General features: G+C 50.5%; 10 protein-coding genes. All 10 read left to right on the top strand.

The features are described from left to right. The first annotated feature begins 218 nt into the window (after positions 1 to 218). A complete protein-coding gene (locus B2067_RS03590; protein ID WP_301387477.1) occupies positions 219 to 1652 on the top strand; it encodes a phosphomannomutase in 1434 nt (477 codons plus the stop codon). Between the two features lie 113 nt (positions 1653 to 1765). Next, on the top strand, positions 1766 to 2932 hold the full coding sequence (locus tag B2067_RS03585) for a nucleotide sugar dehydrogenase (protein WP_301387476.1): 1167 nt from the start codon (positions 1766 to 1768) through the stop codon (positions 2930 to 2932). Positions 2933 to 3193: 261 nt separating this feature from the next. After that, on the top strand, positions 3194 to 4600 hold the full coding sequence (locus B2067_RS03580; protein ID WP_301387474.1) for an MBL fold metallo-hydrolase RNA specificity domain-containing protein: 1407 nt from the start codon (positions 3194 to 3196) through the stop codon (positions 4598 to 4600). A gap of 229 nt (positions 4601 to 4829) precedes the next feature. Next, positions 4830 to 6233, top strand: coding sequence for an undecaprenyl-phosphate glucose phosphotransferase (locus B2067_RS03575; protein WP_301387473.1), 1404 nt, complete (start codon positions 4830 to 4832; stop codon positions 6231 to 6233). Positions 6234 to 6236: 3 nt separating this feature from the next. After that, positions 6237 to 6644: a hypothetical protein gene (locus B2067_RS03570; protein ID WP_068439713.1), complete on the top strand. Its 408-nt coding sequence runs from the start codon at positions 6237 to 6239 to the stop codon at positions 6642 to 6644. Between the two features lie 82 nt (positions 6645 to 6726). Continuing rightward, a complete protein-coding gene (locus B2067_RS03565; RefSeq protein ID WP_301387472.1) occupies positions 6727 to 7932 on the top strand; it encodes an outer membrane beta-barrel protein in 1206 nt (401 codons plus the stop codon). A gap of 70 nt (positions 7933 to 8002) precedes the next feature. After that, on the top strand, positions 8003 to 8539 hold the full coding sequence (locus B2067_RS03560; RefSeq protein ID WP_301179780.1) for a polysaccharide biosynthesis/export family protein: 537 nt from the start codon (positions 8003 to 8005) through the stop codon (positions 8537 to 8539). Between the two features lie 37 nt (positions 8540 to 8576). After that, positions 8577 to 10751, top strand: a complete 2175-nt coding sequence (locus B2067_RS03555; protein WP_301387471.1) for a GumC family protein — start codon at positions 8577 to 8579, stop codon at positions 10749 to 10751. Between the two features lie 68 nt (positions 10752 to 10819). Beyond that, on the top strand, positions 10820 to 11398 hold the full coding sequence (locus B2067_RS03550) for a hypothetical protein (protein WP_301387469.1): 579 nt from the start codon (positions 10820 to 10822) through the stop codon (positions 11396 to 11398). Between the two features lie 324 nt (positions 11399 to 11722). Beyond that, on the top strand, positions 11723 to 14298 hold a 2576-nt coding region (locus tag B2067_RS03545; protein ID WP_301387468.1), incomplete at its 3' end, for a hypothetical protein.

The following is a 14298-nucleotide window of genomic DNA, read 5'->3' as shown; positions in this document are numbered from 1 at the left end:
GGGTTACAGGCTGATTTGCTTCTATAGAGGTGAGCTAGTTTGTGGGAGCTATTCAGCCAGCTTGCCTGGCTAATAGCGATTGGGGTGTTGCCGGTAGAGGTATCGCGAATAGCCTTCGGCTGATTCGCTCCCACAAGGGATTACGGGCTGGTTTGCTCCCACAAGGGGTTACAGGCTGATTTGCCCCTACAAAATTTATTTATCTGAAGCTGGATTCAATGACTACTCTTCAAACAAATACGATTCTCGCTGAAAGCGGCGTTGCTTTCGGTACTAGCGGAGCACGCGGCCTGGTCGAGCAGTTTACTCCAGACGTTTGTGCAGCCTTTGCTATTGCCTTTCTTGAAACGGTAAAAGCGGAGTTTCAATTCGGGGCAATGGCGATAGCGATTGATAACCGCCCCAGCAGTTATGCAATGGCTCAAGCCTGCGCCGCTGCCCTGAAACAGAAGGGTGTTGATACGATTTATTTTGGCGTGGTGCCGACACCTGCGCTGGCTTATGCGGCGATGGAACGCGATATCCCAAGCATCATGGTGACAGGAAGTCATATACCGTTCGATCGCAATGGCCTTAAGTTCTATCGCCCTGACGGCGAGATCACTAAGGCAGACGAGCAGTCCATTCTGGGATTGTCAGCGTCGTTTGAGTCTCTCGGTGAGCTAAGTGACCTGACTACCCATGGTGAAGCCGCCCAGGAGTATGTAGATCGTTACTTATCGTTGTTCGATACGCCGTTTCTAAAAGGTAAGCATATCGGTATTTATGAGCACTCCAGTGCTGGCCGCGATTTATATCAGCCGATGTTTGAAAAGCTCGGCGCTCAAGTGACGCCGTTAGAACGCAGCGATGAGTTTGTGCCCATTGATACCGAAGCTGTGTCGGAAGAAGACCAGAAAAAAGCACGTGACTGGTCTGTTCAGTATGGCTTCGATGCGATTTTCTCTACTGATGGTGACGGCGATCGCCCGTTGATCAGTGACGAAAAGGGCAATTGGTTGCGGGGTGATATTCTCGGGTTGCTGTGTGCCAGGCAGCTGGGTGCTGAGGCTCTGGCGATTCCGGTGAGTTGCAATTCGTCGGTTGAATCATCGGGTGCTTTTAAGCATGTTGAACGCACTCGTATTGGTTCGCCGTATGTGATTGCCGAATTTGAAAAACTGAGCCAGAAGTTTTCGTCAGTTGCGGGCTTTGAGGCCAATGGCGGCTTCTTGCTTGGGTCAGACACTGAAATAAACGGTCAGGCTCTTAAGGCTTTGCCAACCCGAGACGCTGTGCTTCCAGCCATTATGTTGCTTTCTGCGACCGCAGGCGGTAAGACAGTTTCAGAGCTTGTAGACGAGTGCACAGTGCGTTTCTCTGCGAGTGACCGGATTAAAAACTTTGCGACCGAGAAGAGTAAGCAGATTATTCATTCTTATACCGGCAATGAGGCTGCTCTGTTAGCCCAGTTAGGGCTCGAAGGCGTTACCGTGGATAGTGTGGATATCACCGATGGCTTAAGAATGAACCTGACGGGCGGTGATGTTGTGCACTTGCGCCCATCGGGTAATGCTCCTGAATTGCGCTGTTATGCCGAGGCCGCTTCTCCGGAGCGGGCAAAAGCTCTGGTAGAGCAAGTGTTGGGGCGGGTTCCAGGCGTTCAGGTTTAGCTATTTGCCGGTTTTTGCGACTGGCTGTCATAATTAACGTGATACCATTCGCAGGTTTACTTTTTACCGTTATACAGAGCTTCTGACGGCTTTGGTTCAGGGATTATTGAAATATGAAAATCGCTATTGCCGGTACCGGCTATGTAGGTCTTTCTAACGCTATGCTGCTGGCGCAGCACAATGAAGTGGTTGCTGTGGATATCGTGCCTGAGAAGGTCGAGATGCTGAATAACAAGCAGTCACCTATTGTAGATGCTGAGATTTCTGACTTTCTGGCGAACCGCGATATTAACTTCCGGGCGACGCTGGATAAGAGTGAAGCCTACTCAGGTGCGCGCTTTGTCGTTATCGCTACACCGACCGACTATGACCCGGTAACAAACTACTTCAATACCCGCTCGGTCGAGAGTGTGATTGCGGATGTAACTGCTGTTAACCCGGATGCCGTGATGGTGATTAAGTCGACGATTCCGGTGGGCTACACCCAGAAACTGAAAGAAGAGACGGGTTGTGAGAACCTGATCTTCTCGCCTGAGTTTCTGCGTGAAGGTAAGGCGCTGTACGATAACCTGTACCCAAGCCGTATTATCGTTGGTGAGCAGTCTGAGCGGGCTAAAGAGTTTGCTGACCTTCTGCTGCAAGGCGCGGTTAAGCAGGATGTACCAGTATTGTTTACCGATGCGACCGAAGCGGAAGCCGTTAAGCTGTTTTCGAACACGTATCTTGCGATGCGTGTGGCGTATTTTAATGAATTGGATTCGTACGCCGAGACTCATGGCTTGAATACTCGCCAGATTATTGAAGGCGTTGGCCTTGATCCGCGTATTGGTAACCACTACAACAACCCGTCGTTTGGGTACGGTGGTTACTGCTTGCCGAAAGATACTAAGCAGCTGCTGGCTAATTTTGAAGACGTACCGAGTAATATCGTGCGTGCAATTGTGGATGCCAACAGCACCCGTAAGGATTTTATTGCGGATTCTGTGATTCGTAAAAACCCGAAGGTGGTGGGTATTTATCGCCTGGTGATGAAGTCGGGGTCGGATAACTTCCGTGCGTCAGCGATTCAGGGCGTGATGAAGCGCATCAAGGCGAAAGGTATTGAGGTTATTGTGTATGAGCCAGTGCTGGAAGAAGAGGATTTCTTCAATTCGCGGGTGGTGAATGACCTTGAAGCATTTAAGGCCGAGTCGGATGTGATTATCGCTAACCGTTTGTCGGATGATATTCGCGATGTTGAAAGCAAAGTGTATACGCGGGATCTGTTTGGGGCGGATTGATCGCGAATAGCCTTCGGCTGATTCGCTCCCACATGGGTGGAGTAGGCCGGTTGATTTTCTCCCATAGGGAATTAGACAGTCTTTGTGGGAGCTATTCAGCCAGCTTGCCTGGCTAATAGCGATTGAGGTGTTGCCGGTAGAGGTATCGCGAATAGCCTTCGGCTGATTCGCTCCCACAGGGTGTAGTAGGCTGGCTGATTCCCTCCTACAGGTTTTTAAAGGTCGCGCGACCTCAACAAAAACACATATCAAGGACGATATATGTACAAAATCTCTCACCACGGCGCGGTTGATGGCGTCACGGGTTCTTGCCACCGGCTGACGCTGGATTCTGGCGATGCCATTCTTATTGATTGCGGTATGTTTCAGGGTGCTGAGGGCGAGGCCATTTCTGAAGGTCTGGCCAGGGGCGAGTCGCCCATCGATTTCGATATATCGAGGGTTAGGGCGTTAGTCGTCACTCACTGTCACATTGATCACGTCGGGCGCATTCCTTATCTGATGGCGGCGGGTTTTTCTGGCCCTATCTATGCCACCGAAGCAACAGCTCAATTGTTGCCCCTGGTGTTGGAAGATGCTCTGAAAGTCGGTGTTACCCGCGACGAGTCTTTAATTAATAACTTCTTGCGCTTGCTGAATAAGCAGTTGATTGCTGTTCCCTTTAAGGAGTGGTTTGTTCCTGCTTCTATCCCTGCGCTGCAACTCAAGTTTCAGCGCGCAGGGCATATTCTTGGTTCTGCGTATGTTGAATGCGCTGTGGGCGAGAAGTTACGTGGCTCAAAACGTGTCGTGTTTTCGGGGGATCTCGGGGCGCCGTATTCGCCACTACTGCCCGCGCCTAAGTCGCCGTATCGTTGCGATGATCTGGTGATTGAGAGTACTTACGGTGATAAGTGCCACGAGGGCAGGAGAACCCGTCGACAACGTTTGCAGAAGACGATCGAGCGCTGCCTCAAGAATCGGGGGACGGTTCTGATTCCGGCATTTTCGATTGGGCGCACGCAGGAGCTGCTGTATGAGATCGAGGAGATCATTCATCGGGCAACGCACAAGTCGACAAACGATGAGCAAGCGGCCCTGTGGGAGTCACTCGATATCATTGTCGATTCTCCATTAGCTGCTGAATTCACGGCACATTATCGTTCGTTAAAGAAGCTTTGGGATGCCGAGGCAAGGCAGCGTCTTCGGTCTGGCCGCCATCCTTTGTCGTTTGAGAAGCTGACGACCATCGAATCTCACCGGGAGCATGTGCAGACCGTCGAATATCTGGCCAACACGGGAAAGCCAGCGATTGTGATTGCCGCAAGTGGCATGTGCGCAGGTGGACGGATGATGAACTACCTGAAGGCTTTGTTACCCGATAAACGCACTGACGTTGTGTTTGTGGGGTATCAGGCTCAGGGGACACCGGGCAGGGACATTCAGAAGTACGGCCCGCGAGGTGGGTATGTCTACCTGGACGGCGAGAAAACAGACATTCGGGCGGGGGTGTATACTTTATCTGGGTACAGTGCTCATGCGGATCAGAAGGATTTGCTGAACTTTATTAAGCGTATGCGCTACCGCCCCAAAACTGTACGCATTGTTCATGGTGATGATGAGGCGAAAGCCGCGCTGAGGAGTAAGATTCAACGCCAATTTACTGATTCTCAAGTAGTTATTCCGTGACAATTCATTTTTTTGTCATGGAATGCCTTTAATCTGCGTCGCCTGAAAATTGTGCAATTGCGACAAAGTCGTTCACGAATCGTACGAATAGAACGATTGTCACTCGCCTGACGGTAACTTTACCCATACGGGGGATGGACACTTTCAGACCCCCGTCACATAATTCACATAAAGTTACGTCACGAATCACTATGTGGCGCAAAAAAGGAATTCGTAGTCAGAGGTAGTTATGACGAAACAAGGACTCATCCGCTCGAATGAGAACTCTTTCGGTGTTCTTTATCGTGTCATAGACCTTTCCATCATTCTGATGACCCTGTTCGTCTGTGTGATTGGCTACGAGATTACTCCGCACGTTGGCTACCTGACAGCGGGCCTTATTGCTTCAATGAGCTATCTTCTCGTGGCTGAGTCTCTGGAGGTTTACCGCTCCTGGCGCGCTGCGACCGCGCTTCGTATGATCACAGTGACTTCGTCTGCCTGGGTGCTGGTTGCCTCTGGTCTTATTGTCCTGGCGTTCTTTGCCAAGGTCTCGGAGGATTTTTCTCGCCTCGTCATGGGGACCTGGATGGTAGGTGCTTTAGTTTTTCTGAGTACCTGGCGCCTGATTTTCAGGCTTTTTCTCAAAGAGATCCGGTTGCGCGGTTATAACACTCGCCGGGTTGCCATTGTCGGTGTGAATGAAGCCGCTATCGAAATGCGCAAGCAGATTGATCGGAGCCCAGAGCTTGGCTATCAGTTCTGGGGCTTCTTTGATGATCGTTGTGATGAGCGCATCATGGCTGAACACGACGATGTTGAATTGATGGGAACCATTGATGAGCTTATTCATCTGACGCAGGCGGGTAAGTTTGAAGTGATCTTTATCGCTCTGCCGCTGAAAGCCCAGGTACGCATTGCTGAGATTCTGGAAAAATGCGGTGACACAACGGCATCTGTTCACCTTATTCCTGATTTCTTTACGTACAATCTGCTGCATGCCCGCCTGAGCGAGGTTGGCCACATGCAGACGCTGAGCGTGTATGACTCGCCTATCTTTGGCATCAATGACGTTCTTAAGCGGATGTTCGATATTGTCTTTTCGTTGGCTGTGCTTACTGTGATAGCTATTCCTATGCTGGTTATTGCTGGGGCTGTGAAGTTCACTTCTAAAGGGCCGGTTGTCTTTAAACAGATTCGTTATGGACTGGATGGTCGTCGGATTGAGGTCTGGAAATTCCGTAGTATGACGACCATGGATAACGGCGATAAGGTGATGCAGGCGACCAAAGGCGATGCGCGTATTACCCCAGTTGGTGCCTTTATCCGCAAGACGTCGCTGGATGAACTGCCACAATTTATTAATGTTTTGCAGGGTAGTATGTCGGTGGTTGGCCCTCGGCCTCACGCGGTTGCGCATAACGAGGAATACCGCAAGCTGATCCCGTATTACATGCTTCGCCACAAAGTGAAACCTGGTATTACCGGCTGGGCACAAATCAACGGCTATCGTGGCGAAACCGATACGTTGGATAAGATGGAAGGGCGTGTTGAATACGACCTGGATTATATTCGCAACTGGTCGTTGTGGATGGATGTGAAAATTGTCGTGCTGACCTTCTTTAAAGGGTTTGTCGGGAAACACGTTCACTAGATAATGAAAGCAGAAGCGCAGCGGTGGCCAGCCGTGTTGTTTCTGGTCTATGCCATCGGATTGATCGTGTTAAGTGCGTGCAAGTCGGCTGAGATTGGCTTAACGCAGATACACGGGCTGGAAGCCTGGCTCGGTGGCGATAAAAGCATGCATTTTACATTGTCGGCTATCTTGGCTGTATTGGCTTGTTTTGCGTCGGAACGGGTGTTAGATTTAGCGCCAATTACGCGTACCATTGGCGTTTGCTGCGTGCTGGCAGCAGCCTTATCGCTGGATGAAGGCCTTCAGTACGTTCTGGCCTCACGGCGTTTTGAGTTGCTTGATCTTGGATTCGGATCATTGGGGCTACTGACAGGAGCATTGGGGTACTTGTCAGTAAGGTTTGTCTGGTCGAGAACTAAACCGGCCTGACTGGCTCGCAATCTGGCGAATGGATGGCAAATGGATATCGAGATACCGCGGGTGCGGTGGCTCAGTTCTTAAGGGGAATACTTTGAAATCTGTAAAAATACCGCTCAGTGTTGCTGTTATGGCAATCAGTGTTGGGGCGAACGCCGTTGAGCCTCAGGGAATACAGCTGGATAGCGGTATTACTCTGCTGCCGTCGGTTGATTTATCGGTTGAAGATAACGATAACGTATATCTGCAGCCAGAAGAGACTCAGGAATCTTCTACGGTAACTCGTCTGTCTCCTGCGATTGCGGTCGCGGCTGACCTCGGTCAGACCCAGCTGGGGTTGGGCTTCGCTGCCGAGAAGGGCGTTTACTCAGCCGATGAAGATGACGACTACACGGATACTCGGATCAATGTTGGCGCTGATTTCGAAATGACTTCTCGCCATGCACTGGCGCTGAGTGCACAGGTGAACTCTCTGCACGATGCTCGTGGTGCGGGTACTACCGAGGGTTCGGCAGCTCTTGAGATTAAAGACCCGGATGAATACGACGAAAACATCTGGGATGCTGCTTTCACATACGGTAGCGCAAACGCTCTGTTGAACATGACGTTTGGTCTGAATCGCTACGAGAAGGAATATCAGAACAACCTGAACGTAGCCGCCACTGCTAACCGTGACCACGTCAAAACGACCTTGAGTGTTGATACGGCGATTTACGTGAGTGATCGAAGCAACTTCCTGATTGATTTGAGCACAGCAAATATTGACTACAACGAAGACAACCTTATCACCGAAGGTCGTGAAGGTAGCCTGACCAAAGCGCTGGTGGGTATGTCTTACGATCTCACAGGTAAGCTGAGTGGTAGTGCCAAAGTGGGTGCTGCGCAACGTAACTTCGATTCAGACGACGTGGATTCTGATACGGCTCTGAGTTGGGAAGTGCAGGGTATCTGGACGCCACGTACTTACTCTACAATTACGGTGTTTACGTCGCAGTCTTCTAACGAAGCGAGCAGTGTAGGTAACTATATCGACAGTAAGTACTCGATGGTAAGTTGGGAGCATGAGTTCTCAGAATTTTTTGCTCTGACTGCTGACGTCTCTCTTGCGAGCGATACCTACTATAATGAAGCAGATGATCGTGAAGATGACACTCTTACTTATGGTCTGAAGGGTACCTATTCGCCGACTACGTCACTCGATGTATATGGCAGCCTGAAACAGGCAGAGCGTGACTCTTCGACCGCTGGCCTGGACTACGACCAGCAAGTTGTCACTCTGGGTGTAGTACTGGCGATATGATAGATCAATCGCTTGTTCGGGGCTGACATAGCCCCGAGCCTCCTCTGATGTAATAACAAAGAGTACCTCCATGCTGCGCTTTTTTGGCCTGCTTCTGATTGCAATTTCCCTCCCATCTTTCGCTAATGAAAATGCTTACCGCCTGGGTGCTGGTGACCTGATTTCTATCAGTGTCTACGATGAGCCCGATCTGAGCCTTGAGTTACGTATTGGTTTGTCGGGCACGATCTCCTATCCCTTGCTGGGTGATGTCGATGTTGAGGGCTTGAGCCCGAAGCAGCTCGAGTTGAAATTGCTGGAGAAACTTAAAGGCCCGTATCTTGTTGACCCTAGTGTGTCTGTCTCCATCATGGAGTACCGGCCGTTTTACGTCACCGGGGAAGTCGAAAAACCGGGTAGCTATTCTTTCCATCCTGGCCTTACGGTAGAGCGGGCTATATCTATCGCTGGCGGCTTGACGGAACGTGCATCTAAAAACCGCATTTATGTGGTTCGCGATAAAGCGGCTGATGAGGTAGTGACTCAGTCAATCCAGAAAGAGAAAGCGAAACTTGCCGATGTCGTGCGACCAGGCGATGTGATTACCATTGAGCAGGGCTTCTTCTAAGTAGAATTGTATGGATAACCCGATGAAGAGTGCAGGTATGAATAATCATGCAGCCGTTGAGGTCATTGATCTCTCACATTATTGGCAGGTGATTCGCCGACAGCTGAAAAAAATTATTCTGTTCAGCGCTATTATTACTGTGATTGCGGTGCTTGTTGCTCTTGCAATAACTCCTGTATACCGCGCAACTGCGACGATTCTTATTGAAGCTGAAGAAGCTAAAGTACTTTCTATTGAGGAAGTTTACGGGCTTGGTTCTGCCTCGGATGAGTATTATCAAACTCAGTTTGAGATTCTTAAATCCCGAGAGCTGGCTAAGCGTACGGTTCTTGAACTAGGGCTGATCGATAATCCAGAGTTTAACCCTGCTCACCCTGCCAACAAAAAATCTTTCTCTATTAAAGAAATGATTTTTGGGGAGGCAGAGCCGCTGACAGAAGAAGAGATATTAGCGGAAACGGTCGATACCTTTTGGGAAGCAGTCTCAATCTCACCCGTGCGTAAAACGCAGTTAGTCAAGGTATCGGTAGAAAGTGAGTCTGCAGAGATGGCTCGGGCTGCTGCGAATGCTATGGCTCAGCAGTTCATTGAAAGTCAGCTTGACGCAAAAGTAGAAGTTACGCAGCAGGCGGCAGGCTGGCTGAGTGACCGTCTGGGGGGCTTAAAGGCTAAGCTTGAAGCTTCTGAACGTAAGCTACAGCAATATCGTGAAGACAACGATCTGGTTGATGTCGAGGGTGTCGATACGCTGGTTGCCAAAGAAATTGACCAGATAACGGAAGCCTTAGTTGAGGCCCGTGCCCGCAGGTTGGAGCTTCAGGGAACTTATGAACAGCTGCAGTCATTAGGTGCACTGAATTACGATAACTTATCGAGTCTGCCAAGTATCATCAGTAACCCCGTTGTCGTTAATCTGCGTGATGCAGAGACTCAGGCCGAACTGAAAGTTTCTGAGCTGAAAAAGCGCTATGGTCCGCTTCATCCTAAGATGATCGCTGCGGAATCTGATCTCGAGGCGGTTCGTGAGTCTGTTTTAACGCAGATGAAGCGGATCGCTACATCCATTGAAAGCAACTATCTGGTTGCTCAAAGCAAAGAAAACTCCCTTGAGAAAGCACTAAGAAACTCTAAGTCCGATGTTCGTAACTTGAATAGAACTGAATTTACTCTGAGTGAATATCAGCGCGAGGTGCGGACTAACCGTCAGTTGTACGAGGCTTTCTTTAATCGCGTCAGCGAGACAAGTGCAACTGGAGACCTGCAAACGGCGAACGCCCGTGTGGTGGACCCGGCCATTAAACCTGTCGTGCCTGTAAAACCGAACAAAAAATTAATTGTTCTGTTGGCTCTCGTAGTCAGCGGTATGTTCGGTGTCGCACTGGCTTTCTTACTGGATATTCTCGATTCAACCATCAAGAATCTGGACGATGTTGAGCGTAAGCTTGATGTACCTATGCTTGGGCTGTTGCCTCTGGTAGGTAAAAAGCAGGATGCGGGTGATGCAGAGCAGATGGTGCGCGCTTTTGTCGGGGAAGGGATGGATGGATTTCGTGAATCTGTTCGTACCTTGCGCACGGGGCTGACGCTTGCCAGCATGGAGCACCCTGCGTCGGTTATTCTGGTGACCTCATCGGTGCCGAGCGAAGGCAAAACGACCACCTCGACGAATATTGCTGAAGCTTTTGGGCAGATGGAAAAGACTCTATTGATTGACTGCGATATGCGTCGCCCGTCGGTTGCGAAGAAGTTAGGGTTGGCTCCGAATGTTCCGGGTCTGTCTAACGCGGTTGCTTACCCGGATATGTTGGATGAATGTATTCAGTCGCGCCCAGAACTGGGTATTGATGTTGTGTCTGCCGGACCGATTCCTCCTAACCCACTCGAGTTGCTGGGTTCGAAGAATTTCCGTGACATCCTCGATACACTCCGTGGGCGTTATCAGCGGATTATTATTGACTCTGCGCCTATGCAGGCCGTGAGCGATGCCTTGTACTTGTCGACTCTGGTAGACGGTGTTGTCTATGTTGTTAAGGCGGATGCGACGAAAGACAAACTCGCGCAGGATGGCTTGAGTAAGCTTGATAACAATAATGCCCGCGTGCTGGGCGTGGTGTTGAATCAGGTGAATATTGATCGCGAAGCCAAATACGCTGATTCCTATGCGGGCTACTACGATGTTTACGGATATTCATCGAAGTCTGTTCAGGGGTAATGGGGCGTAACTTGATAGGTGGGTCACGAGTAGCGGGTGTTATTTCTCGCTATTGGTGGCTTATTTTATTGCCCGCTTTATTCGCGGCCTACTTAGCGTTGGTTTCTTTGCTGACTGAGTTAGGTAAAGCCTCGGACACGGACTCCGGAACCAGTCCGTATTTTGAATCTGCGTTGACTCTCGCCCCCTGGCACTCTGATGCTGCTGCTTCTTACGCTTCTTATTTACGAGCTTACGCTGTGACGCTTCCATTGGATGCTGAACGTGAGGCGCTTCTTGAAAGAGTGCTCGCACTTTACGAGCGGGCGATGGAAGGTAGGCCCCTTTGGCCTTATTACCATCTGGGGGCGTTTGATGCGGAGTACCTTCTGAATAAACCGGCGGCCGTGATTCAGGAGCGCTTTGATGCTGTTACAGCATTGGCGCCGAATGAGCGTGGGCTTGACCGGAACCTTATTGAGCTGTCTCTCTACAGCTGGAATAAACTGCGCGACGACCAGAAAGTCTGGGTTGCTCAGCGTCTGAAGACCACTCAGCACCGTATCCGCAAGGATATGTTGGCGTTGATTGGTGATCTGAAGTCTTATAACCGGGATCTTTGTATTCAGCTTCCCTGGAACCTCGTGCGGCGCGCCTGCCGCGAATAATCCAGAGTTTATCCGGCGAGACTGGTAAAAGCGCAGAGGCAATGCCGGTCACAGGGTATTGTTTTGCCTTGAAAAACATTTTGTAACAAACTTTTTTTCCGCTTTTTCTCCCTCTGTCAAAAAAACTTTTCCATATAAATCAATGCGATAGATGCTCTGTGTTAGAGGTGGCGGTTATCTGGCGCGAGGGTGTGCAATTTCTTGATAAAAAAGCTCTAAAGATGTGGTTTGAGGCGCCGTTAACCCTAATGACAAAGTCAGGCGGAGCCGAAAAGCGTCGAAGGTGATGCCGGTTCCAATAGAAGTAGGTACAGGAGAAACACCATGCCTCAGATTATTAATACCAACATTGCCTCGCTGAATGCTCAGCGTAACCTGGACAAATCCCAGTCCGCGAACCAGCAGGCGTTGCAGCGTCTGTCTTCTGGTCTGCGAATCAACAGCGCGAAAGACGACGCTGCTGGTCTGGCGATTTCTACCCGTTTCACTTCTCAGATCAAAGGTCTGGACGTCGCCGTACGTAACGCGGGTGACGGTATCGCTCTTGCGCAAACCGCTGAGGGTGCACTGGGTTCTATTAACGAATCTCTCCAGCGTATTCGTGAGCTGGCGGTTCAGTCTGCTAACGCTACGAACTCTGATGTTGACCGTGAAGCTCTCCAGGCTGAGGTTGATCAGCTGGTATCTGAGATTTCACGTACTGCAGAAGAAACTGACTTCAACGGTCGTAAACTGTTGGACGGCTCTTTCTCTGCAACCTTCCAGGTTGGCGCTAACGCTGGTCAGACGGTTGATATCTCTATCGGTGAGCTGACTGCTGACAAGTTGGGTTCTTCTTCTCAGTCCGGTCTGTCTGCTCGCGGTACTGATCAGTCTCTGGGTAACGGTGACCTGATTATTAACGGTGTGGCTGTTCAGGCTTCACGTGCGGAAGATGATACGTCTTCTACTTCTAATAACTCTGCATCTGCAATCTCGAAAGTTGCGGCGATTAACCGAGTGTCAGATGAAACCGGCGTAACCGCATTTGTGAATGAGAACGTTGCTGGCGGTTCTGATATGACCGCGCAAAGCGGCACTGGTAGCTTCAAGCTGAACGGTGTTGAAATCTCCTTCGCGACCACAACAGATGCAGCACAGACCCGTGCAGCGATTTCTCAGGCGATCAACGCAGTAGCTGATCAGACTGGTGTGAGCGCTGTTGATACTGAAGCAAGTTCTACAGGTGTGAACCTGACTGCGGAAGACGGCCGTAACATCCAGATTTCCGATGTGAACTTCACCGGTAGTGATTTCGCTGCAGCAACAGGTCTGGCAGCGGCAGGCACTTACGAAGGTGGCTACACACTGATTGCTGACGGTGATCAGAAAGCCATCGAGATTTCTGGTGGTAATGGTACTGGTCGCGGCGATCTTGCTAATGCAGGTCTGACAGCCGGTTCATACGATCGCGCTGAGGCTGTATCGGTCTCTGATAAGGTTGCTGATACTTCAACGTCTTCTACTGTAAGTGGCGGTAATCTGACTAATCAGATTGCTCGTACTGACGATAATCGCGCTTCTCTCGACAGTGGTACGTTTGCTAACCGCGTCATTGCTGCGGCTGAAACGACTTCAGCAGCAACTGAGTTCTCCATAGATGTTAACGGCACGGTCAGCAACGTTCAGGTTGCGGCGGGTCAGACGACTGCGCAGGCGGCGGCTACTCTGGACGGTGTAACTGGTCTTGATGTTCAGGAGCGCATTGAGTTCACGGTAAGCGACTACGCAACCAACCCAGCAACAGCGGGCTCGGTAACTATTGCTGGTGCAACCATTGCCCTGGCGTCTTCGGATAGCTTCACTGGTGCAACAGCGACAGAAGATCGTCTGACTGCTCTGGCGGACTCGATCAATAACGCAACAGGCTTTACCACTGACGTTACCGTAACGGCAGAGCTAAACTTTGCCCGTAACGAAGTTCTGATCACTGTTGTTGATGATACACAATCAGGTACGGGTCAGACGATTGTGACTGATGCGGCAACAACCTCTCTGACGTCTGCGGACTCAGCAGGTGGTGTTAGTATTTCCAACACAGCGTTGACCCTTCAAGGTAGCCTTGAGTTTAAGAACACAACTGCAGGTCAGTCGGTCACGGTTACCGGTACTGAAGCAGGTGGTGCAACGAACGGCGAGATTCTCGCAGCGACTACTGGTACTCAGACCATATCAACCGACGGTTCGGACGTTCTGTCTACCTCTGGTGAAAACCAGCTGACCATTAAAGTAGGAGATGCGGCACCGACTACGTCGACCATAGCAGCGAACTCTACTGTAGCGGATCTGGCTAACACCATTAATAGCGCTTCAAACGGCGTCAGCGCTTACGAAGAGATCAACCTGACGCTCGACGGCAGCACGCTCGAGTCTGGTGATGCTCTGGATATCGGTGGCGTTAGCGTCAGCGTATCGGGTGCGGCGGGTGACCTTGAGAGCCTTGCTGATGATATTAACAGCACTGACTTCTCAGCAGCCAACCTGGATGTATCTGCAACGCTGGATGCGAACGGCGATATCTCTCTGCAAGTTCGCAATTACAGCGCTACTGAAGTTACTGTCTCAACCGAAGCTGAAGGCCGCGCGTTAACCGCGACAAACGGCACAGACAACTTCGAGATTACTTCGGTAAGCAAGAATGTCTCTGGTGAGCTCAAGTTCTTCTCAGACGATGGTCAGGACGTTTCTGTCACTCTGTCTGATCCAGATGTGGGCGGTGAGCTGTACTCAGGCAACTCTTCATCAGCCGATTACACAGGTGTAAACGGTCTGGAAGACGGTGACTTGCTGATCAACGGTGTAACCATCGGTGCAGCGGATGTGAATGCCGACAAGGCATCTGCAACCGTATCCTCTGACGG

This window comes from Thalassolituus sp. UBA2590 (assembly GCF_002339775.1).
In the GTDB taxonomy this organism is placed as follows: domain Bacteria; phylum Pseudomonadota; class Gammaproteobacteria; order Pseudomonadales; family Oceanobacteraceae; genus Thalassolituus.
Note: the sequence above shows the minus strand (reverse complement) of the source record. Positions and strands in the feature narration are given on the sequence as shown.

What these genes read in the sequence shown, in the direction of transcription:
- B2067_RS03590 (WP_301387477.1), top strand. Translation starts at nt 219, where the DNA reads ATGACTACTCTTCAAACAAATACGATTCTCGCTGAAAGCGGCGTTGCT.
- B2067_RS03585 (WP_301387476.1), top strand. Translation starts at nt 1,766, where the DNA reads ATGAAAATCGCTATTGCCGGTACCGGCTATGTAGGTCTTTCTAACGCT.
- B2067_RS03580 (WP_301387474.1), top strand. Translation starts at nt 3,194, where the DNA reads ATGTACAAAATCTCTCACCACGGCGCGGTTGATGGCGTCACGGGTTCT.
- B2067_RS03575 (WP_301387473.1), top strand. Translation starts at nt 4,830, where the DNA reads ATGACGAAACAAGGACTCATCCGCTCGAATGAGAACTCTTTCGGTGTT.
- B2067_RS03570 (WP_068439713.1), top strand. Translation starts at nt 6,237, where the DNA reads ATGAAAGCAGAAGCGCAGCGGTGGCCAGCCGTGTTGTTTCTGGTCTAT.
- B2067_RS03560 (WP_301179780.1), top strand. Translation starts at nt 8,003, where the DNA reads ATGCTGCGCTTTTTTGGCCTGCTTCTGATTGCAATTTCCCTCCCATCT.
- B2067_RS03555 (WP_301387471.1), top strand. Translation starts at nt 8,577, where the DNA reads ATGAATAATCATGCAGCCGTTGAGGTCATTGATCTCTCACATTATTGG.